This is a genomic window from Paraburkholderia bryophila, assembly GCF_013409255.1.
Lineage (GTDB): Bacteria > Pseudomonadota > Gammaproteobacteria > Burkholderiales > Burkholderiaceae > Paraburkholderia.
In genome coordinates this window covers 1,325,911-1,346,094 of the sequence record NZ_JACCAS010000002.1, presented here as the reverse complement: position 1 = coordinate 1,346,094, position 20,184 = coordinate 1,325,911, and the positions used below count along the sequence as shown (strand labels likewise).

Sequence of the window (20,184 nt, the reverse complement as noted above, 5' to 3'; positions counted from 1 at the left end):
CCGCCAAAATATTCGCGCGAGTAGTCGAACACGTCGGTCAACGTTCCGTTAGCCGGATCGCTCATTCGAAATGAACAGATATTATCGTATCGATTAACTTGCCGCGGTGGCCGCTTGCCATCCTGGGGGCGGTGTCAACGACTCCGGACCATATTTGAGTCCCCAATCCATGATGGCTTCGAGCACTGGTCCTAGCGCCAGGGCCTTTTCCGTGGGGTGATAGACCGATTGGCTTCTGTTTTCAGGGTCGTCTTCCTTCGTCACAAGGCCGTGTTCGACGAGATTTTTAAGTCGATCGGCCAGGATGTTCGTGGAGATGCCCTCGTCCGAACCCAGAAATTCCCGATAGTACTGCTTGTGGTTAGCCACCATGTCGCGGACGATGAGCAAGGTCCATCGATCCCCGAAGATATCGAGTGAGTAGCAAATCGGGCAGTTGCTGTTATTCCTTTGTTTCATTGAATACGATCCTGTTTTTGACTTGAAGGGCGTGACGCTCACTGCTGCTTCGCAGCGCCTCTAAGTAATCCTTCAAAACGGGTAGCAGGCCGAGCGGTAGTTTCGTCATCGGCATCATGATGCGGATAAACGATTGTACCTGCTCGGCCCGATGTGGATCAGTCGTCAACTAAGTTTTCAACGGTCGAATCGCTCGAATTTCGCGTACATCTCGTTAGGCTGGCAGTTGCCATGGGCTCCCGTTTCTGCGGAAATCTGGTCAAGCTTGAGACCATGCTACGTTCGACTCAATTCGATCCGTCCAGGAACGTGTTGACCTCGGCGACGAACGATTCGTGGAACTGGAACAGCGCGCCATGACCGGATTCGGGGTAGAGGACAAGGCGTGCATTTGCCAGATGCTGATACAGCACGTACGAGTTGACGGTCGGAATGATCAGGTCTTGCTTGCCATTGACGATGAGGACCGGCTGCTTGATATTTGCGAGTTCTTCGAAGTTCGACGGCGACATGCCCCAAGTGATCAGCGCCTTGGCCTGCGCCCCCATTGCTTCCTGGGATGCCGCTTCTTCAACGTCCACGGTATGGTTGTTAATGCGTTTGACGAATTCGTTCCCGGCAGTGATGCCGGCCGTTGTCGTCGTGAAGAAAAGCGCCACCTTGGGGTGGACATTCATCTGCTCGGCTTGCGCGAATCCGGTACTGATCACGGTCTGAAGATTTGCGATGCCTTCGCCACCTCGCGGACCGCTGCCAGCCAGAATGATTTTGCGCAGGAGTTCCGGACGATCCGTCGCGACCTGTTGCGCTACGGCTCCGCCGATCGAATAACCCATTACGTCGACCGACTTCAGGTCAAGTGCGTCGATGAAGCCTGCGGAAAATCGCGCCATTTCCGTAACCGAGTCAGGTGCGCTGCCGCCGGAGGCGCCGATGCCGGGGTTCCCCAGGATAATCACACGTCGTTGCTTCGCGAGTCCGTCGATGAGTGCCGAATCCCAGTCATCCATCGTTGCGGTGAAGTGATGGAACAACACCAGCGGCGGCACGTTCGAGTTGGACCCGATACTGCGATATGCGAGTCGCACGCCATCAACCGTTACATATTGATTCGGCGCGGTCACGTAGCCAGAGGACATGTTCATGGTAAAGCTCCTGTAAAGATGCGCGTTGTGCTTAAAGGTAAGTGAGGCAATTCTGCGGAGCGCTGTGCTTCAACTATTTGCGGTCTGCACTTCGTTTCGTCACTTGCGTTTTGCAAGTTGAGTTCACTGTAGATGCTCCGCTTGCTTTTTGCAAGTGGATTTCGTTTATTTTCCTGATTGCTTCGATTTTTCCCGGATGCGGCTTGACGAAGAGGCAACGCGGAGGGGGCAAACCATCGTCGGGTGTCGGCAGCGGCGAAATGACTTCGAGGCGGGTAGTGACCACGGCGGCCCGGCTTCCTTCCGGGTGGCAAGGACTTCGCTGACGCGGGCCGAGGTCCAAGCGGCGGCCCGGTTTGCGACTTTGTGGGGGCGGGGGGCGTGAGCGAAGGTCGCCGGCAACGACATCGACGGATGATGGCTAACCGAAAAACGGGAAAGTTACAAAACGAAGAAATGGTAACTCGCTGTCAACCTTGTATTAAGGGATAATTGTGGCCATGAGCAAGACTACCAACCAAGCGCCCGAATCGCCGTCTCCCGGCCAGCGTGGCAGTGCGGACCATGAGCGGCGCCACCAGATCATTGCGGCAGCGGATGAACATTTCCGCCTGTACGGTTATAGAAAGACCTCCGTGGCCGATCTCGGCAAGGCAATCGGTGTGTCCAGCACGTATCTCTATCGGTTTTTCAGCTCCAAGCAGGCCATTGGAGAGGCGGTTTGCGCAACGGTGCTGGAACGGATGGAAGCTGAGTTGCGAAGCGTGGTCGACGGGCCAGGCACAGCGACGCAACGCTTGCGGCGCTTTATGCAACTGACGCTTGAGCGCAGTCTGGAGATTTTCTTTGACGGCACTCGGCTTCACGAACTGGTGATCTCCGCGATGGAGGAGTCGTGGGGCACCGCGACGACACATGAGTCGGTGCTTCTCGGCATGACGCGCGAGTTGGTGCAGGCGGGAAGGTCGTCGGGTGAGTTTGAGCGCAAAACGCCCATCGATGAGGTGGTCGTTGGTATATCCGAGGCAATGCGATTATTTGCGCATCCGGTGGCCCTTCAGTTCCGTCCACGTGACCAGCTGGAAGCGGCACTTGCTGCCGTCTCCAGCCTCGTTTTGCGAAGTCTCGCCCCATAGCAAGAGAAGTAATGTGTTACGATTTGTAGAAATCGTAACATTAAAACAAAATAGCCGCTCATTTTTCATGGCATGCCATCGTGCATCTGCACGGGTTCCTCCGTACTGCGGCGCTCGGCGCGCCGTCCGGCACGTGGTAGCGACGCCTGATTTAGCGGAGCGCCGATCCCGTGGCCGCACAAATCCTGTTCGTGCGGCCATCGTCTCTTGCGCCTCTAAAGACCCGAGCACGTCCGATCCCAATTATTAGCGCGGCTGGAGTTGCGCCGGCGCTCATGACTTGTGTGATCCCTAACGTGCGTTCCGCACGACCGCGGATCTGCAAACACCGAATCTGGCAATCTGGAAGATAATCAAAATCCACTTGCAAATCGCAAGTCCGCAATCTAGAGTCGTGAACTTGCAATTTGCAAGTGCGCTGATGAAAGCTACCCCTCGGTTCCAAGGTGGGATGCAGGCAGCGTTCTCTTCTCATCGAGACATCGCAGATGTATGTCTTTACTGGATTCTAATTATGAAAATCTCTTCCTGGCTGTTGGGTGGTTTGGTTAGCGCTTTTGCTATGGTCAGCGCGGCACTGCCTGGTGCCGCAGAAGCTGCGGAAAAGTACGTGAATACGCCCAACCAATACGTAACCGTTGATGGTGTCCGGCTTGCATACCGTAGCCTCGGTGCCAGTGAAAACGCGCCACCGTTGGTGTTGTTGCAGCACTTCACGGGGACAATGGACGATTGGGATTCCGCATTGATCGATGGACTTGCCAAGCGGCGTCGCGTCATCATTCTGGCAAATCCGGGCATTGGTGCATCGGCTGGCCCGGCGCCGGACTCTGTCGCCGGGATGGCGCATCTGGCGGAAGGATTCATCGACGCGTTGAACCTGAAGTCGGTTGATATTCTCGGGTTTTCGATTGGCGGTTCGGTCGCCCAGCAAATAGTCGCCGATCGTCCGGATCTCCCCCGCAAGATGATCCTCGTCGGTGCTGGACCGCAAGGCGGCGAGGGTATCAAGGATCTCCAGAGCGTGATCGCCGATGGGATTAAACGGGCCGGCGAAATGAAGGTTCATCCGAAGGTGGCGTTGTTCTTTACAGCGACTGATGCAGGTATCGCTGCGGGGAATGCGTATGTCAAACGGAGTAACAACCATACCGTTGATGTCGAGCAGCAGGCTTCGCAGGAGTCGATCGGGGCGCAGGCCAAGGCGCTGATCACGTGGGGGATGTCGCCTTCCAATTTTGCGCAACTTGAGGCGATTAAGCAGTCAGTACTTATCGTGAACGGTAGCCACGATCTGATCATTCCCACCGTCAACTCGTATGTGCTGTTCCAACATATTCCGAACGCGCGCCTGATTCTTTATCCGGACTCGGGCCATGGCTCGTTGTTTCAGTACCACGACCTGTTCGTGGCAGAGGCCAACGCGTTCCTTGATGGCGTGCATTAATCTCGCAGAGAGATATCGACACAGGGCGGCCAACATCCGGGAGACCTCGCATTGTTGGCCATCCGCATACTTCACTGCGGCATCACCCAGATTAGACGCGATGTCGATGAACGCGTCGACCTCGTTTCCGCATTCGACATTACCCAGCCGCTGGACCGTGCTTCTGTCGCCGCAGTTGCATGCGTGGCAACTCGTCCGCGCACGCCTTTCAGCATTCATGGGCCGTGGAATGTGTGCTCGATGAGCTCGCGGACAAATCGGGTGTTCAGGCCCGGGAAGCCGAACACAAATCGATAAAAAATCGTTCCGTAGATCTGGTCATACAAAAGAAACGGTGAGCGTTTCGAGGGGATTGCGCCCGAACGTTGCCCGGCGGCGATTACGCGCCCGCCAAGTTCGCGCCGGTGATTCAGGTAGCGCTCGCAAAACACTGATGTGTCACCCGACTTCGTCAGGCACTCGGCGAGGACAACCCTCAGGACACGCCCCATCTCTCCGTTCAATTGCGAGAGGTACAGGACCGCGTGCCGATGGATCGCTCGAATCGGATCGCCGCTTTCTGAAAGCGGGACCTGACGCTGGATGTGCCAAAGGAAGGCGTCGGTAAGCAGCGCCTGCTTGTCTTCCCACCATCTGTAAATCGTCACCTTCGAGACCCCGGATGCCTTGGCGATAGCCTCGATGGTTACGTTGCGTGCATCTTCCTGGGCAGCGCATGCATACGCCGCGTTGAGAACTGACGCAGCTGCGGCCTCGGACCGAGGCCGGCCCCGGGTAGGGGCGGTCTTCTCGAGTGGTTGATCGACCTCCGAGGCTGTATCGACGGGGATCTCCCGGCTAGTGTTTGCTTTCTTCATAGCGCTCCCGAATTATTTTTCAAGGCGTTTCGTGCCACAGTCGTGCATTGTATACGCCATTCCATATATTTACTTTACGTGAAGTAACGAAAAGAGAGGCGTCGAGCGTACAAATCTCCAGATCTTCGAGGTTTAAGCAGACGAAAATGTGGCAAAGTGTCGACGCCCACAAATGCATGCATGCATTCGTACTTCGAGCGCACAACCGATCAAGAGAACGGATAAACTCCTGAGTGGGTGTGAGAGCGGAGTCGGGCGCGAGCCGTTTTCGTATGTGACATATATGTTTACCGCATCGACATATAAGTTTACGATACGTACATTAAATAGAAACACAAAGCATGTAGCGTACTGCGGGCCCACCTTGCGATCCGACCTGACGCGCCATGGAGCTACCATCATGATGAAAGCGGAATTGGAGATCGATAACCTGGTTCAGGTTCGGCGGCACGTGTGCGGAGGCCTTGGCGTCGCGCCTGAAGAGCATCGCACGGCTGCTGCTGTTGCTGCACGTCTGAAAGAGCTCGGGGTAGATGTGTACACGGGCATCGGCGAGACCGGTGTGGTGGGCGTGATCGAAGGGAGGTCGAATTCGAGCGGCTTGCGAATTGGGCTGAGGGCGGACATGGACGCGTTGCAGATCTCCGATCACCAAGATGTCGCGCATCATTTTCTTTGCGAAGGCAGAATGCACGGTCGCGGCCAGGATGTTCATACGGCGATACTTCTGGGCGCCGCCGAGGTCTTTGTGGACTCCAGAAATTTCGACGGCACGCTCATCCTGATTTTTCAGCCCGCCGACGAGGGGTCCTACGGCGCGAAGGCCATGCTCGAGGACGGATTGCTTGAGCGTTTTCCTGTCGATTCGTTTTGGGGCCTTCATGCCTGGCCCGGATTGCAATTGGGTACCGCAGCAGTGCACAGCGGCGAGTGCATGGCGGCCGTCGACTATTTTGATATCGATGTGATCGGCAAGGGCTGCCACGGAGGGATGCCTCAGGAAGGCGTTGACTCGATTTTGGCGGCGTCTCACCTGGTGACGGCCTTGCAATCGATTCCGACACGCAATGTCCATCCGCGAGACTCTGCGGTCGTGGGCGTTGCCAAAATTCACGGCGGGTATGAATATCATGTGCACCCCGAAAGAGTGACGGTAAGCGGGTCAGTGCGTGCACACAAAGAGTCCGTGCTGGAAGTGCTGGAATTGCGAGTTCGTGAACTTTCTCGCTCTGTTGCGGCGGCTTTCGGTGCGACCGTAGACATCCGGTATCAACGGAACTATCCACCGACCATTAATGACCTGGAACTGGCGCGGATCGCAGCAAAAGTAGCGGAGACCGTGGTCGGGGAGGGCAATGTTTTTCAAAGCATGCTGCCGTCCATGGCTGCCGAAGACTTCTCGTATTTCGTGCGGGAAAGACCCGGTTGTTATGTCTGGCTGGGCAGTGACGAAGGCGGAGCGTCACACCAGCGTCAGCATCCTAAGCATGAAACTAACGATCAACTCGTTGACCTCGGAGTGTCGTACTGGGTGGAACTCGTCAGAAAGCTGTTACCCATCTAGACCGAATCCGAGCATGCACGGTTTCTTTTCAGGGAGTGAGTCATGTCATGGATCGGCTACATCGCAGTCCTCCCGTGTCTAGGCATATTCGTCGGAATATTCTTTGAAAATAGGGTCAGGCCGTTTGTTTTCGGCATGCCGTTCCTGTTTTTCTGGATCGTGGCTTGTGTGATAGGGGCGTCTCTGGCTTTATTCTTGATCAACCTGCTTAGCCCTTCCGAGGCAGACGCCGAGAGTGGAGAGCGGTCGTGAATCTTTCTGTGTCTGTCATCGTCATCACGATTCTGGCATCGGTCCTTTTGAGCGCCGTCGCGCGCGTGGGGCGGCAGATGAACTTCGAACAGTGGAGCGTCGGAAATCGGCGATTTGGCACACTGTTCGTTTTTCTGCTGATGGCTGGCGAAAGTTTCACTACATTCACCGTGCTCGGCGCGAGTGGGTTCGCATATGGGCATGGCGGGGCCGTGTATTACATCCTGGCCTATGAATGCATCGCATATACGCTGTCCTATTGGCTCTTGCCGCTTATCTGGCGATACGGCACGAAACATCAACTCGTCTCCTTGCCGGATTTCTTGCGAAAAAAATACGACAACCGAGCCTTGAGTGTGCTCGCGGCTGTAGTCGGAATCATCGCGCTCATTCCGTATATCGTCTTGCAACTGAAAGGAATGGGGATAATTATCGGCACGGCCTCTTACGGTGCGCTCTCTCCGACGGTAGGGGTGCTACTGGGGGCCGTCGCCATTGGGTTGAACGTGCTGCTGTCTGGCGTTCACGGCTCGGCATGGGTGTCGTCGGTCAAGGACGTGCTAATTCTGTGCCTTGTCGTCTTTCTCGGTCTCTTCCTTCCTACCCACTTCTACGGCAGCATTCCTGCCATGTTTTCCTCGTTAGACAGCAGTAGGCCGGGCTTTCTGGCGATTTCGTCTAGCGGTTTCAGTGCCGTCTGGTTCAGCTCGACCATCATTCTGTCGGCGCTTGGATTTTTTATGTGGCCTCATGTTTTCGCCGCTACCTTCACATCCGGTGGCGTGGCGATATTGCGCCGCAATGCTTGCCTGCTTCCTATCTATAGTCTCTTACTCGCCTTGGTATTTCTCGTGGGCTTTACCGCGGTCGGTGTGCTGCCCGAACTGAAAGGATCGAAAGCAGATCTGAGCTTGTTTGCGCTGTCGATGCAAGCATTGCCCTCCTGGATGATTGCAGTTTTGGGCGCTACGGGAGCGCTCTGTGCAATTGTTCCTGGGTCAATGTTGGTACTCACAACAGCCATCCTTCTTTCCAGAAACGTTCTGGCTACTGCCTATCCCAGGTTCGCGGACGATCATTCAGGTCGTCTGGCAAAGGCGCTAGTGCCGATTATCGTTGTCGTTAGTACTGTGTTTGCGCTTTCGGGGAACCAGACTGTCGTGGCGCTGCTGTTGATGGGCTATAACTTTGTTGCTCAGCTTGCACCCTCATTGTTCGCCAGCTTGTTGCGACGAAACCCGGGTACGGCGAGGGGCGCGATTGCCGGAATTGGTGTTGGGACCATCTCAGTTGCGCTCATGACGTTTGCCAATGCTCATCTAAGCACACTGCTACGGCAGTTACCGGCTGGAGTTCGTGACGTGAACGTTGGAATTATTGCGTTATTGCTCAACGTTGCCACATTCGCGGCGGTGAGCGTCGCGGAACGCCGCATGAAAGTCCCCGTGAAATGTTGCGAAAGTGCGGACGTTGTACAGAACGGTTTGAGTTAAGACAATTGCCTGTCGACTCGCTGCTCGGCCGATACCAATTCCAGCGCGACGGACTCGCCTCGGGACGAGGGTAAGAGAAGGGCCGCTCGCGGTTAAAGTCGAAAAACAGCATAGACAGCGAGACGTCCGGGGTATCTCCACGGATGCGCTTTTCTCAAGGCTTCAGGGGAAATTAAGTTTCGCAATGACCGATCCGACTTGTTGCGAGGAGGCACAAGGAGCGGTTACTTGAGTTCGTGCGCTTGCAACGCGATCGGTTGGTTTAGAAAACCGGCAATGGAATCCCCAGCCAGACGCGGAAGTCGATTTCAGTGAATTTATCGCGTCGATAGATGATTTTGCTGGATAACGCGATGGCTGGTGCACTCGTAAGCGGCGGTGCGACTTTGGCAAATGATGCGGCTGGGGCAGCGGAGGCAGAACTCAATGCGAGTTTGAACGAAACCCATTGCGGGACACGCCAACGCGCTTGATCCTGATTGACATCTACCCACCGATTGGATTCGTTGACCTCATTCGGCCAGACGCAGATGCCCCGCTAGACGGTGCGAGATTCCATCGACGGACGGCGATCCCGCTATCGGGCAACTATCAGGCGATAGATCCCGTGACTGATTCCGCGAGCGCCATGAGCTTGGAGTCCAACTTTAGTGCGGCCTCGTGCAACGACGGATTGTTTATGCCGCTCAATAAGCTGGATGGAATGTTGTAGGTGAACCTTGTGTCACCGCTGTGATGCTCGTAGATTGCAATTCGTACGGGAACATCGAGTCCCGCTTCAACATCGTGCCGTAGCATCGTGATCGCGATGAACGGATTGCCGATGGTATACATCACAAACTTGGATGGGTGTCCTTGCAGCGCCATCCATTTCCCGTGGTCGACGGTCAAAAATCGTGTGAAGCCACTCGACCCGAGACTTTCGTTGATCCGTTGCTCAAAGGCGCCCTTATCAGACGAGTCGGAAACGACCTGTTGCCAGTCCGTTTCTTCCAGCGAACCCACTTGTGACTCGAAGGCATGGATCACGTCATCGAACGGTCTGGTTGTCGAGATCGTTACCTGTGAAACCTGGATCTGTTTGATCACATCTGGCTCCTTGAGTGTGTTTTGTCGTCAACGCGACTCGCTCGGCCGACTCCGGGCAAGGCTGGGCTGACAGAGGGCTTGCGCAACGTGAAAACACTTGTGTTTGTCGCTGCATTTGCGCCGGAGGAGGCGAAACGGCCATAGGTCTCTCTGGGCGCTTCCCGGATGACAGGTTGGAAGAAACCTTGGCGGCGCCGGTGGCACTCGCGAACGAAACCAAGGAACTTTACATCCAGCAAGATAAATTTCGTGCTCGATTCGCGGTGCACGTACCGGTAGCTACTCGGAACTTCTCGTCAACTGATTTCCTTGGGCGGCGCCGCATACTTCATCTATTCAACAGCGAAGCAGTTCAACGGATGATATAAACCGGCGGCGAATATGAGGTCGGCGTGAACACTGCTCTGGAGCCTGCCGTGGATCGTCCCGCAGCGTCACCACGGTACTCTGTGGAGCGAGTCGTCCGAGCTAGATCATCCGCCATTTCTGGAGAATTTCCCGCTTCAGTTATTCCGGTGGTTTTGCCCCCGGTGTCAATGCTATGAGAAATCACCGCGGGTTCCGCATTCGGGATGTCGTGCGCATTTGCGAGTAACGGCCCGACGCCGAAAAGCAGGGCAAGCAGCGCTTTTGTTGAGATGTTCATACTTTTTCCGTTCGGGTTGATAGAAGTGCGAATTGTCGGGTAGAAAGAGGCCGTCAATAAGTCGTCGAGGAGGCTTGGATCGATGTCATGTCTCAACGGCGGTCAGCGTGAAGGTTAGCTAAATTAGCCTTGGCGGATTCGCCATACTCAAGCCTTCGTGCGTTACAAGCGATACGCCCCGGCCACCCGGGTCCACAAATCGCTCCGCGCTCATTCAATCTTGCAACCCCATACCTTCGCACGGGAAGATCGTGATGTGGAGTATAGAACAAATCCACAAATCTTGTTGCCGGTGTTCGACCGCGTTGCGGCGAGGGCGACTTAGGTCTTGAAAGCGATGAGCGTGATCTGTTGTGCAAACGTACCAGTCTGCGATTTGAGCGCAGCCTTCGTCAGTCGGGTGGCGTCGTCTTCCGCAGTGGAGGGCTTGCGCGAGTACGCCAATGTGTTGTTGAGAAGTTGAGCCGCTCGCCGAGCTGATGGAAGGCTGGCCTCTGTCCAGCGTGACGTCGCGGGGCGGCAAGAACAATGTCGCGAAGCCTGGAGAACCGGGTGCGGACATTTATTGTTCCACGCTGACGAATTGTGTTCTGGATTAAAAGCATTTATCGGAAAGGTGCCAGACGTCAAAATCACGTCCTTGGCAAACGAAAAAGGGCGCCAGCGCCCAATCCGACATGTACGTGAGAAACGACTCGACGATCAGGACAGAAGAACTTTCTCTGGTGGGGCGCTCGCAGGTCATCGCGATGCGGAGCTACAGGCCCGACGATGGGAAAGGGCTACCTGTCGTGCTTTACTTTCACGGAGGCGGCTTTACGAGTGGATGTCTGGACGACGCAGCAGAAGCGGCCACGCAAATTTCGCGCATCACACCCGCTTGGGTCGTATCCGTCGGATATTCACTGGCTCCGCGGTTTCCGTTTCCAACAGCCCTTGAGGACACTTTTATTGCCATGCAATGGGCGGTTAGGAACGCAAAAGCCTGGGGCGCAGATCCCGGGAGAATTGGAGTGGCGGGTCACGATGCCGGCGGAAACCTTGCAACATGTCTCGCCGCTGTCGTGCGCGACCGAGCAGAATTCAAGATATCAGCTCAAGCGCTTCTCGCGCCTTTGCTTGACCCGAGCTTGACACGGGTTGCGGGAGATTGGGACGCTCGGACCTCGGATCTGAACGCTCGCCAGTGTGCGCGTGGGTATCGAGCGTATCTGCCTGATCCAGTGGTAGGGATGCATCCGTACGCGGCGCCGATTGAGTCAAGGCGCCTGAAAGGACTGCCTCCAGCGTTTATCGGATCCCCGGAAAGCGATTTTCTTCATGCCGAAAGTGAGAGATACGCCAGCCAATTGAGTGCCGCAGGCGTGCCGACGGAAATTTTTCATTGCCCGAATGCCTCACACGAGCCGGTGGCGTCGAACTTCCACGTACTTGCGGAGGTGGCGGAGTTTTTCCAGAGGTGGCTTGCACCCCGACTCGGGAGGCGTAAAGCAACGCTGCTGCAATTTTGATGTTTCTACGTCTTCATGCCCGCTGTCTGTCGCTGCGTGGCGTGACATGGTTGCCGACTCGCGGCCTCCGAACTTTCATTTCAACTCCGAATGAGTGCAACGACGTATGGATCATCGACGAGATAGACGTAGAGTCGCTCCCCCTCGCTCCATACGACTGTTTAAACCGATGTAGTTCGAAGATCTATCATGCAAGAACACGATCCCTCGGAAGAGAATGCGGAGTTCGCCAATGCCGGGCACATATCGAGTAAATTTATGCTTGCCCAGCGCGGCTTTCGGACGCTGCACCATCGCCTGTCGCTCGCTCTCGAGCCGATGCGGTTAACCCCCGTGCAGTTCTCGGTGTTGGAGCAGTTGCGGGGCACGACTGACCTTTCTGTCGGGCAATTAGCTAAGAACCTGGGTTGCGACCAGACGCGCGTCTCGGCTCAGATCGGCGTTCTTCTGCGCCGCGCGCTGCTTGAATTGCATGTGGAGCGTGATCGCCGCTTCCGACGCGTCGAGCTTACCCCGCAAGGTCGGGATTTACTTGAGGTCGCAATGCAACTCTGGGAGAGCACGATGAATGACCTCTCTCGCGAAGTCGGCACTGACGCGCAACGGGTGATAAATAGTCTGGCAGCGTTGTCATTTGCAGACTCAGGCAACGCCGGGCAGCGCCGACCCGAATGAAAGCAGGTCGACTACGCTCTCCATGATTTTTGCACTTATCCGTTTTCGAAACCGGGGCGAGTTGGGTCATTCGAATTCGCCCCCGGCCTTGTTGTCAGGAATCGACTGAACGTTGCGGCGCAGCCTGTTTTCTAAAGTCTCTGGGTGTCGTTCCAAAGGTTGTTTTGAAAGATTGGCTGAAGTGCGTCACATTATTAAAGCCCCACGCGTACGCAATATCGCCGATCGGCCGCATCGCCTGGCCATGGTCCTTCAGGTCCCCTGCACATTTGTGCAGTCTCCGTTCCCGGACGAAGCGCTCGAAAGATAGCCCGTCGCCGGCAAAGACGCTGCTTAGGTAGCGTGTCGAAATGCCCAGATGTTGAGCAACGTCCGTCGGCGAGAGCGAGGAATCCCGGAGGTTGGTTTCGATAAACGCCCGTGCGCGACAAGCAAGCATCGATCGGCTGACAGAAGACGTTGCCGGCTGATTTCTATCAAATACCGACATGAACGCCATGGCCACCATATCGAGCGCCTGTTCATTGAGGCGTCGAGCGGTCTCAGGGGCGAGCTGCTCGAAATTCTGAGTTAATGCGCGAATGAATCCGCCCGTCATTTTCCCCAATGGGCTTTCGAAGGGCACGACCGTTGCTACGAAGCGCTCCAGCGTGCCCAGTTGCTTGCGGATGAGAGTCCGGGGCACCTGGAGCACGAGTTGGGCCATTTCGAGTGAAAAGTCCGCGACAAAGGGTTTCGATGCATCGAGCAGGGTGACGTCCCCAGCACGCAGAATCCCTTGGCGGCTGTCTTGCTCGACAATGGCAACCCCTTTGATCTGGATACATACGAAGGCCCGCTCTTTGTTGGCTGACGTGGCAGTTGGATTTGCCCGCGCAATCCATCGGGTGGCAGTTTCAATTTCGATTAAACCCGCCGGGGCAGCGGGATAGGCCACGATCGAACCGAGGAAGTCGCCGTCGATAGGAGTGGAGCACTCCAGTTCGGTCAAATGACTTCTCACGTGGCGCGTCCAGAAATCCAGGCGAGATGCCGGAGGGACCCGCTCGGTCGAAACGACAGTCTTCATATCGTTCATGATCTTCCCGTTCGTTCAAAAAGGTGGGTATGCATGAATCGGCGACCTTCGGACGTGGTGCGAGGTTGATCATCGAATGCACGTCCCTCTGATCACGCCGATATGCGGGAAACAGAGGGGGCCGTGCTGCTTCTCGATCGCTGCGGTCGACGAAAGCGTCGCCGGCTTTCGAGAGCGCTTTCTTTCCTTGCGTCCGTTGAAGCTTTGCGGACGCCCCGCACATTTAGTTGCTTACGACGGTTTGCGGTGCTGTGGCGGGGTCGGCATCCCAGCCGCCGCCGAGGGCCTTGAACGAGGCGATCGCCGAGCGGGCGGTTGCGGACTGGGCGAGGATGCGCGCTTCCTGAATGCGCTGAAGCTGCGCATCGGCTTCCACGAGGTCGAGCTGGCTGTTCCTGCCGTTCCGGTAGCCAGCCGAGGTCGACGCACGTGCCTGTGCGAGCGAGTTCTCACCGTCTTTCAGGATCTGCTGCTGCTGGTCGTACTTCGCGAGCGCGGAGAATGCGTTCTCGACGTCGGCGCTGGCCTGCAGCACGCTCTGGCGGTAAGCGGCGAGCGCTTCCGCGTTGCGCCCACGCGCGGCCTTGACCTCGGCGTCCACGCGACCGAAGTCAAAGAGGCGCCAGCGCAGGCCGAACACGCCGAGCGCCTCATTGGCGGGCGACTCGAACAGGTGGCCGCCGACGGTGGTGGTCGAGCCGGCTAGAGCGGACAGCGAAAACTTCGGGTAGTAATCGGACAGGGCTTCGCCAATACGGGCGTTGGATGCGGCGAGGCGACGCTCCGCGACGACGATGTCGGGGCGGCGGCGCAGCAGTTCGGCCGGCCCTGTGGCGGTATTGATTGCGGGCGCGCCGGGAATCGGTGCGGCCGAATCAAGCGCGGGGTCGGGCGTACCGGGATTGCGGCCCATCAGGACGTCGAGTGCATTGCGGGCGGAGACGAGGCCGGCCTGCAGCGCGGGCACGGAGGCCGACACGGCGGCGAGTGCGCCTTTTGCCTGTTGTAGCTGGAAGTCGGGCGCGAGACCGCGCGCGGCGAGCAGCCCGACGAGGCGGACCCGGTCCTGCTGGGTGGCGGTTTCCTGCTGGGCGAGTTGCAGCCGCGCCTGCAGCGTGCGCGTGAGCACGTAGGTATCGGCGGCGGAGGAGATGACTTCGAGGCGGGCGGCGACCATGGCCGCCTGGCTTCCCTCGTAGTCGGCACGTGCGGCTTCGGCGCTGCGTCGCAGGCCGCCGGCGAGATCGATCTCCCAGGTGGCGCCGGCGGTGACGCTGTAGTCGTAGGAGTTGCGGTTGTAACCGGGCAGCGAGGCGGCCTGGGCGGCGACGTTGGGGTCTTCGAGCGAGAGGTGGGCGCGAGCGGCCTGGGCGTCGAACTCGGCGGAGGGCAGTAGCGCGGAGCGTGCGCTCTCGAGGCCGGCGCGGACTTCGCTGACGCGGGCCATGGCCTGGGCGAGATCGAGGTTCTGGGCGAGCGCGATATCGATGACGCGGTTCATTTCGGGATCGTCGAAGCCCTGCCACCAGGTGGAGAGCAAAGGGCCGGGCTGGGCCGTGGCACGGCTTGCGACTTCGGGGGCGTGAGCGAAGGTCGCTGGCAAGGACACCGACGGGTTGTGATAGTCGGGGCCCACCGCACATCCTGCCAGCAGGACGGCCGCAGCGAACAGCGCACTGACTGAACTGGCACTCATTTTGATTGTGGCACGCATGACAAGTTAACACCGAACAGGAAAGTTACATGTTCAACAAATAGTAACTTCCTGTCAACGTCTGATTGACGTCATAATCCGGTGCATGAACAAATCACCCAACCGGCCGCCCGAGTCGCCGACCTCGGGGCAGCGCGGCAGCGCGGACCATGAACGGCGCCACCAGATCATTGCGGCGGCGGACGAGCATTTTCGTCTGTACGGGTACCGCAAAACCTCGGTGGCGGATCTCGGCAAGGCTATCGGCGTATCCAGCACGTACCTCTATCGGTTTTTCAGGTCGAAGCAGGCCATTGGGGAAGCGGTGTCTGCGACGGTGCTCGGTCAGATGGACGCCGAGTTGCGGCAGGTCGTCGACGGGCCAGGCGCCGCGACCCACCGGCTGCGCCGGTTCATGCAGCTTGCGTTGGAGCGAAGTCTTGCGATTTTTTTCGACGGCACGCGATTGCACGAATTGGTGATCTCCGCAATGGAAGAATCCTGGAGTGCCGCGACCGCTCACGAAGTCGCGCTTCAATCCATGGCGCGGGAGTTGGTGCAAGCGGGGCGAGAGTCCGGAGAGTTCGAGCGAAAGACGCCGCTCGATGAGGTGGCGGCAGGTATTGCCGAGGGGCTTCGACTGTTTTCGCACCCGGTCGCCTTGCAGTATCGCTCGCGTGAGCAACTGGAGACCGCGCTGGCTGCCGTGGCGAGTCTCATTTTACGCAGCCTTGCCCCTTAAGTTTTCAAGTTACGAGTTGACACATACGTAACTCAACAACAAAATGTCGCTTTATCTCATTCTTGGATGGAGCGCCATCATGCACATGTACGTTTTGCGCCGGGCTGCGACACTTGGCGTTGTCGGGGTACTTGCAGGCTGCAGCCAGTCGCACCCCGCCGATCCGCGTACCGGGCCGCCGCTCGTGGAGTCTTTTACAGTGAGGCCTGCGGGAACTTCCGATCGTAGCTTTACCGGGGTCATTGCCGCCAGGGTGGAGAGCGACCTTGGATTTCGGGTCGGTGGCAAGATCATCCGTCGTTATGTCGACGTCGGTCAGCACGTGCATCGAGGCGATCCATTGATGCGGCTCGACCCGAACGATCTCGTACTGGGAGTTACCGCCCAGCAGGGCGCAGTCGACGCGGCGCATGCACGCTCAGCCAAGGCCGACGCCGATCTCGCGCGACTGCAAGGTCTGGTGCAGCAGGGTGCGGTCTCTGCGCAGGACTACGATCTGGCAGTTGAAGCGGCGCGCAGCGCAAAGGCGCAACTCGCGGCGGCGCAGGCGCAGTCCGGGCTTGCTCGTAATGCAGACGAGTACGCGATCCTCAGGGCTGACGTCGACGGCGTCGTGCTTAGCCGGAACACGGATGCAGGGCAGGTCGTGAACGCAGGCCAGACGGTGCTCGTACTGGCTCAGGACGGTCCGCGCGAGGCGCTTGTTACGTTGCCTGAAATGGTCCGTCCGGAGCTCGGTTCTGGCGCGATGGCGTCGCTGTACGGCGGCGACGGCAAGGGGGGCTTCCCCGCGAAGCTGCGAGAGTTGTCTCACGCGGCCGACCCACTCACGCGAACCTATGCCGCTCGCTATGTGCTCAGCGGAGCTGCCGCGGACGCGCCCTTTGGCGCGACAGTAACGGTTAGCCTGCAGCGAGCCGACAACGCGAACGAAATGGTTGTCCCGCTAGGCGCAATTCTGGACCGCGGAAAAGGCCCGGGCGTATGGTTGATCGGAGGCGATGGGCATTTGACATATCGCCCCGTCCAGGTTCGCTCTGCCGGTTCCGAGACCGCCACTGTGGCTTCGGGTCTTTCTGCTGGCCAGAAGGTCGTGGCTCTCGGCGCCCATCAGTTGACCGATGGCGAGCAGGTCAGGGTTGCTACGCAACAGTGGACGGAAGGAAGTGCTGACGTAAGCGGCAGTCCCGACGCGCAAGGGGACACAAAATGAGCGGCTTTAACCTCTCCGCGGTAGCGGTGCGGGAGCGGGCCGTCACGCTATTCCTGATCATTGCGTTGGTTCTGACCGGGGTGCTGACGTTCCTGAAGCTCGGACGGGCCGAGGACCCGGCGTTCACGGTGAAGGTGCTGACGGTGACGGCAGTGTGGCCGGGTGCGACTGCGCAGGAGATGCAGGACCTGGTGGCCGAGCCGCTCGAGAAACGCATGCAGGAGCTGGACTGGTACGACCGGGTCGAAACGATCACGCGGCCGGGTCTGGCGCTGATGCAGCTCACACTGAAGGACACCACACCGCCCAAGGACGTGCCCGAGCAGTTCTACCAGGCGCGCAAGAAACTCTCTGACGAAAGCGCGAAGCTGCCGCAGGGCGTGCTTGGACCGTTCGTCAACGACGAGTATTCCGACGTGACCTTCGCGCTGTACGCGCTCGAAGCGCCGGGCCTGCCGCCGCGACTGTTGACGCGCGAAGCAGAAGGCATCCGTCAGGACATGCTGAAAGTGCCGGGCGTCAAGAAGGTGACGATTCTGGGCGAGCGCCCCGAGCGCATCTTCGTGAACTTCTCGTATGCGCGCCTTGCCAACCTCGGGGTAAATCCTGCGGATGTGTTCGGGGCGCTGCAGAAGGAGAACGCGGTGACGCCGGCCGGCTCGATCGACACGAACGGCCCGCAGGTGTATGCGCGGCTTGATGGTGCACTGAACGACCTGCAGAAAATCCGCGACACGCCGATTGTGGCGAAGGGGCGCACGCTCAAGCTCTCGGACATCGCGGAGGTTTCGCGCGGCTACGAGGACCCGGCGACGTTCCTGATCCGTCACAACGGCGTACCGTCGCTCGCGCTGGGCGTGGTGATGCAGGATGGCTGGAACGGTCTTGAGCTGGGCAAGTCGCTGCAGCAGGAGCAGACGAAGATCTCGGCGTCGTTGCCGGTCGGTTACAAGTTCAGCAAGATCACCGATCAGGCCGTGAACATTGCGGACGCCGTCGACGAGTTCATGCTGAAGTTCTTCGTGGCGCTGGGCGTGGTGATGCTGGTGAGCATCGTGAGTCTGGGCTGGCGCGTGGGGATCGTGGTGGCCGCAGCCGTGCCGCTTACGCTCGCGGTGGTGTTCGTGATCATGAGTGTGACGGGGCGCATCTTCGACCGCATCACACTCGGGGCACTGATCATTGCGCTGGGGTTGCTGGTCGACGACGCCATCATCACCATCGAAATGATGGTGGTGAAGATGGAGGAGGGTTACGACCGGATACGGGCGGCGACCTATTCATGGAACCACGTGGCGCCGGCAATGCTGGCCGGGACCCTGACCATTGTGATTGGCTTCACGCCGGTGGGCTTTGCACGCTCGACCGCGGGTGAGTACGCGGGCAACATCTTCTGGATCGTGGCATTCGCGCTGCTCACGTCGTGGCTCGGGGCACAAACTTTCACGCCCTATCTCGGGGTGAAGTTGCTGCCGGATATCAAGCCGCTCGCGCACGGTTACGACTCGATCTACCACACGCCGATGTACGAGCGCATGCGGCGTCTGGTGCGCGCCGGTGTGGACCACAAGTTCTGGGTGGCGGGTACGGTGGTGGTGTTGTTCGTACTGGCTATCCTTGGCATGGGTGCGGTGAAGCAGCAGTTCTTCCCGGAGTCGGACCGTCCCGAAGTGCTGGTCGAGGTGCAGATGCCTGAAGGTACGAGCATCGAGGCGACGCGCAAGGCAACGGTCGAGATTGAACAGTGGCTCAAGAAGCAGCCGGAGGCGAAAGTCGTCACCAGCTACATAGGCCAGGGCGCGCCACGCTTCTTCCTCGCGTACAACCCGGAGCTTCCGGACCCGTCGTTCGCGAAGATCATCGTGCTCACGCCCGATGCCAAAACGCGAGAGCAACTGAAGCTGCGCATGCGTCAGGCGGTGGCCGATGGCTTGGCACCGGAGGCCCGGGTGCGGGTGACGCAACTGGTATTTGGCCCCTATACGCGCTTCCCGGTAGAGTTCCGCGTGATGGGCCCGGACCAGACGCAGGTTCGGGCGATTGCACAACGGGTGTTCGCGGTGATGCAGGCGAACAAGCACATGCGCCAGGTGAATCAGGACTGGGCGGAACGGGTGCCGACGCTGCATTTCGTGCTCGACCAGGACCGGCTGCACCAGATTGGACTGAGTTCGGAGGATGCCTCGCAGCAGATCCAGTTCCTGCTCACCGGTATTCCGATCACGCAGGTGCGCGAGGACATCCGGACGGTGGAGCTTGTTGCACGTAGCGGCGGCGACACGCGTCTGGACCCGTCGAAGATGTCGGGCATGAACTTGGTGAATCACGATGGGCGGGTGGTGCCGATTAGCCAGATCGGGCACATCGAGATGCGTCCGGAGGAGCCGATCCTGCATCGCCGTGATCGACTGTCGACGATCACCGTGCGTGGCGACATTGACGAGACGATGCAGCCGCCGCAGGTGTCGATGGAAGTGGAGAAGCAGCTCGGTCCGATCATCGCGGCACTGCCACCGGGCTACAAGATCGAGATGGGCGGCAACATCGAGGAGGCGGGCAAGGCGAACGCGGCGCTCGCGCCGATTTTCCCGGTGATGCTGATGTTGATCCTGCTGGTGCTGATCGTGCAGACTCGCTCGTTCCCGACCATGGCGATGGTGTTCCTGACCGGTCCGCTGGGCATTATCGGGACCGTGGCGACGCTGCTGCTGTTCCACCAGCCGTTCGGCTTCAACGCGATTTTGGGCCTGATTGGTCTTGCGGGGATTCTGATGCGCAACACGCTGATCCTGATCGAGCAGATCCGCAACAACGTGCACGACGAGAAGATGGACCCATACCACGCAGTGGTGGAGGCGACGGTGCAGCGTGCGCGGCCGGTGTTGCTGACGGCGATGGCGGCGGTGTTGGCGTTCATTCCGCTGACCACGTCGGTGTTCTGGGGGTCGATGGCCTATACGCTGATCGGCGGGACAGCGGTCGGCACGGTGCTCACACTGGTGTTCCTGCCTGCTCTGTACGCGATCTGGTTCAAGGTGAAGCCGCCGAAGGATGAACCGCCGACGGGCACGCATGTGATCGAGCCGCACCCGCAGGAACCGCCGCCGGCGCTGCCGGACGGCAGCCATGCCTGATCTGGCGGGAGCGTAAATGCCGGGGCCGCACGAATGCTGTTCGTGCGGCC

Annotated in this window: 17 protein-coding genes; 10 read left to right on the top strand and 7 right to left on the bottom strand. The window is 58.6% G+C overall.

Features of this window, described 5'->3' with window-relative positions; genetic code table 11:
* Nucleotides 1-93: 93 nt before the first annotated feature.
* Both GGD40_RS27180 and GGD40_RS27175 read right to left on the bottom strand, forming a co-directional pair.
* Nucleotides 94-459 carry a winged helix-turn-helix transcriptional regulator gene (locus GGD40_RS27180; RefSeq protein WP_179745733.1) on the bottom strand — a complete coding sequence of 122 codons (366 nt, stop codon included), beginning with the start codon at nt 457-459 and terminating at the stop codon, nt 94-96.
* 287 nt (nt 460-746) lie between these two features.
* Nucleotides 747-1,604 carry an alpha/beta fold hydrolase gene (locus GGD40_RS27175; RefSeq protein WP_179745732.1) on the bottom strand — a complete coding sequence of 286 codons (858 nt, stop codon included), beginning with the start codon at nt 1,602-1,604 and terminating at the stop codon, nt 747-749.
* 500 nt (nt 1,605-2,104) lie between these two features.
* Between GGD40_RS27175 and GGD40_RS27170 the strand changes: the two genes are divergently transcribed.
* Nucleotides 2,105-2,740 (top strand): TetR/AcrR family transcriptional regulator, encoded by a 636-nt coding sequence (locus GGD40_RS27170; RefSeq protein WP_179745731.1) that lies wholly within the window; start codon nt 2,105-2,107, stop codon nt 2,738-2,740.
* A 514-nt stretch (nt 2,741-3,254) separates the two neighbouring features.
* Complete coding sequence (locus GGD40_RS27165; RefSeq protein WP_179745730.1) at nt 3,255-4,187, top strand: alpha/beta fold hydrolase; 933 nt, start codon at nt 3,255-3,257, stop codon at nt 4,185-4,187.
* Nucleotides 4,188-4,402: 215 nt separating this feature from the next.
* Here the strand turns inward: GGD40_RS27165 and GGD40_RS27160 are convergent, their stop codons facing one another.
* Nucleotides 4,403-5,044, bottom strand: a complete 642-nt coding sequence (locus tag GGD40_RS27160) for a TetR/AcrR family transcriptional regulator (protein ID WP_179745729.1) — start codon at nt 5,042-5,044, stop codon at nt 4,403-4,405.
* A gap of 400 nt (nt 5,045-5,444) precedes the next feature.
* Here GGD40_RS27160 and GGD40_RS27155 point away from each other — a divergent pair, with 400 nt between their 5' ends.
* The 3 genes from GGD40_RS27155 to GGD40_RS27145 are packed head-to-tail and all read left to right on the top strand — an operon-like array spanning nt 5,445 to nt 8,353.
* Nucleotides 5,445-6,608, top strand: a complete 1,164-nt coding sequence (locus GGD40_RS27155) for an amidohydrolase (protein ID WP_257030599.1) — start codon at nt 5,445-5,447, stop codon at nt 6,606-6,608.
* Nucleotides 6,609-6,650: 42 nt separating this feature from the next.
* Nucleotides 6,651-6,860, top strand: coding sequence for a DUF3311 domain-containing protein (locus GGD40_RS37430; protein ID WP_179745728.1), 210 nt, complete (start codon nt 6,651-6,653; stop codon nt 6,858-6,860).
* Entirely contained in the window at nt 6,857-8,353 is a 1,497-nt protein-coding gene (locus GGD40_RS27145; protein WP_179745727.1) for a sodium:solute symporter family protein, read from the top strand. Before GGD40_RS37430 ends, GGD40_RS27145 begins: the two co-directional genes overlap by 4 nt.
* A gap of 591 nt (nt 8,354-8,944) precedes the next feature.
* Here the strand turns inward: GGD40_RS27145 and GGD40_RS37425 are convergent.
* Together GGD40_RS37425 and GGD40_RS27135 are read right to left on the bottom strand one after the other, a co-directional pair.
* The gene (locus GGD40_RS37425) at nt 8,945-9,442 is read right to left on the bottom strand and encodes a DUF302 domain-containing protein (protein WP_179745726.1); all 498 of its coding nucleotides are present in this window, start codon (nt 9,440-9,442) and stop codon (nt 8,945-8,947) included.
* Nucleotides 9,443-9,794: 352 nt separating this feature from the next.
* A complete protein-coding gene (locus GGD40_RS27135; protein WP_179745725.1) occupies nt 9,795-10,088 on the bottom strand; it encodes a hypothetical protein in 294 nt (97 codons plus the stop codon).
* Between the two features lie 677 nt (nt 10,089-10,765).
* Between GGD40_RS27135 and GGD40_RS27130 the strand changes: the two genes are divergently transcribed.
* Nucleotides 10,766-11,599, top strand: a complete 834-nt coding sequence (locus GGD40_RS27130; protein WP_179745724.1) for an alpha/beta hydrolase — start codon at nt 10,766-10,768, stop codon at nt 11,597-11,599.
* Nucleotides 11,600-11,788: 189 nt separating this feature from the next.
* Nucleotides 11,789-12,274, top strand: a complete 486-nt coding sequence (locus GGD40_RS27125) for a MarR family winged helix-turn-helix transcriptional regulator (RefSeq protein ID WP_156126738.1) — start codon at nt 11,789-11,791, stop codon at nt 12,272-12,274.
* 94 nt (nt 12,275-12,368) lie between these two features.
* Here GGD40_RS27125 and GGD40_RS27120 read toward each other — a convergent pair whose 3' ends face one another.
* Nucleotides 12,369-13,352 carry a helix-turn-helix domain-containing protein gene (locus GGD40_RS27120; protein WP_179745723.1) on the bottom strand — a complete coding sequence of 328 codons (984 nt, stop codon included), beginning with the start codon at nt 13,350-13,352 and terminating at the stop codon, nt 12,369-12,371.
* A 223-nt stretch (nt 13,353-13,575) separates the two neighbouring features.
* The gene (locus GGD40_RS27115) at nt 13,576-15,066 is read right to left on the bottom strand and encodes an efflux transporter outer membrane subunit (protein ID WP_257030598.1); all 1,491 of its coding nucleotides are present in this window, start codon (nt 15,064-15,066) and stop codon (nt 13,576-13,578) included.
* Between the two features lie 85 nt (nt 15,067-15,151).
* Between GGD40_RS27115 and GGD40_RS27110 the strand changes: the two genes are divergently transcribed.
* The 3 genes from GGD40_RS27110 to GGD40_RS27100 all read left to right on the top strand — a co-directional run bounded on the left by GGD40_RS27110 (nt 15,152) and on the right by GGD40_RS27100 (nt 20,134).
* Nucleotides 15,152-15,787 (top strand): TetR/AcrR family transcriptional regulator, encoded by a 636-nt coding sequence (locus GGD40_RS27110; RefSeq protein WP_179745722.1) that lies wholly within the window; start codon nt 15,152-15,154, stop codon nt 15,785-15,787.
* A gap of 79 nt (nt 15,788-15,866) precedes the next feature.
* Nucleotides 15,867-17,000 carry an efflux RND transporter periplasmic adaptor subunit gene (locus GGD40_RS27105; RefSeq protein WP_218901315.1) on the top strand — a complete coding sequence of 378 codons (1,134 nt, stop codon included), beginning with the start codon at nt 15,867-15,869 and terminating at the stop codon, nt 16,998-17,000.
* Nucleotides 16,997-20,134, top strand: a complete 3,138-nt coding sequence (locus tag GGD40_RS27100; RefSeq protein WP_179745721.1) for an efflux RND transporter permease subunit — start codon at nt 16,997-16,999, stop codon at nt 20,132-20,134. The genes GGD40_RS27105 and GGD40_RS27100 overlap by 4 nt, the downstream gene beginning before the upstream one ends.
* Nucleotides 20,135-20,184 lie beyond the last annotated feature (50 nt).

What these genes read in the sequence shown, in the direction of transcription:
- GGD40_RS27155 (WP_257030599.1), top strand. Translation starts at nt 5,445, where the DNA reads ATGATGAAAGCGGAATTGGAGATCGATAACCTGGTTCAGGTTCGGCGG.
- GGD40_RS27120 (WP_179745723.1), bottom strand. Translation starts at nt 13,352, where the DNA reads ATGAACGATATGAAGACTGTCGTTTCGACCGAGCGGGTCCCTCCGGCA.
- GGD40_RS27105 (WP_218901315.1), top strand. Translation starts at nt 15,867, where the DNA reads ATGCACATGTACGTTTTGCGCCGGGCTGCGACACTTGGCGTTGTCGGG.
- GGD40_RS27125 (WP_156126738.1), top strand. Translation starts at nt 11,789, where the DNA reads ATGCAAGAACACGATCCCTCGGAAGAGAATGCGGAGTTCGCCAATGCC.
- GGD40_RS37430 (WP_179745728.1), top strand. Translation starts at nt 6,651, where the DNA reads ATGTCATGGATCGGCTACATCGCAGTCCTCCCGTGTCTAGGCATATTC.
- GGD40_RS27135 (WP_179745725.1), bottom strand. Translation starts at nt 10,088, where the DNA reads ATGAACATCTCAACAAAAGCGCTGCTTGCCCTGCTTTTCGGCGTCGGG.
- GGD40_RS27180 (WP_179745733.1), bottom strand. Translation starts at nt 459, where the DNA reads ATGAAACAAAGGAATAACAGCAACTGCCCGATTTGCTACTCACTCGAT.
- GGD40_RS27165 (WP_179745730.1), top strand. Translation starts at nt 3,255, where the DNA reads ATGAAAATCTCTTCCTGGCTGTTGGGTGGTTTGGTTAGCGCTTTTGCT.
- GGD40_RS27110 (WP_179745722.1), top strand. Translation starts at nt 15,152, where the DNA reads ATGAACAAATCACCCAACCGGCCGCCCGAGTCGCCGACCTCGGGGCAG.
- GGD40_RS27130 (WP_179745724.1), top strand. Translation starts at nt 10,766, where the DNA reads ATGTACGTGAGAAACGACTCGACGATCAGGACAGAAGAACTTTCTCTG.
- GGD40_RS27100 (WP_179745721.1), top strand. Translation starts at nt 16,997, where the DNA reads ATGAGCGGCTTTAACCTCTCCGCGGTAGCGGTGCGGGAGCGGGCCGTC.
- GGD40_RS27175 (WP_179745732.1), bottom strand. Translation starts at nt 1,604, where the DNA reads ATGAACATGTCCTCTGGCTACGTGACCGCGCCGAATCAATATGTAACG.
- GGD40_RS27170 (WP_179745731.1), top strand. Translation starts at nt 2,105, where the DNA reads ATGAGCAAGACTACCAACCAAGCGCCCGAATCGCCGTCTCCCGGCCAG.
- GGD40_RS27160 (WP_179745729.1), bottom strand. Translation starts at nt 5,044, where the DNA reads ATGAAGAAAGCAAACACTAGCCGGGAGATCCCCGTCGATACAGCCTCG.
- GGD40_RS27115 (WP_257030598.1), bottom strand. Translation starts at nt 15,066, where the DNA reads ATGCGTGCCACAATCAAAATGAGTGCCAGTTCAGTCAGTGCGCTGTTC.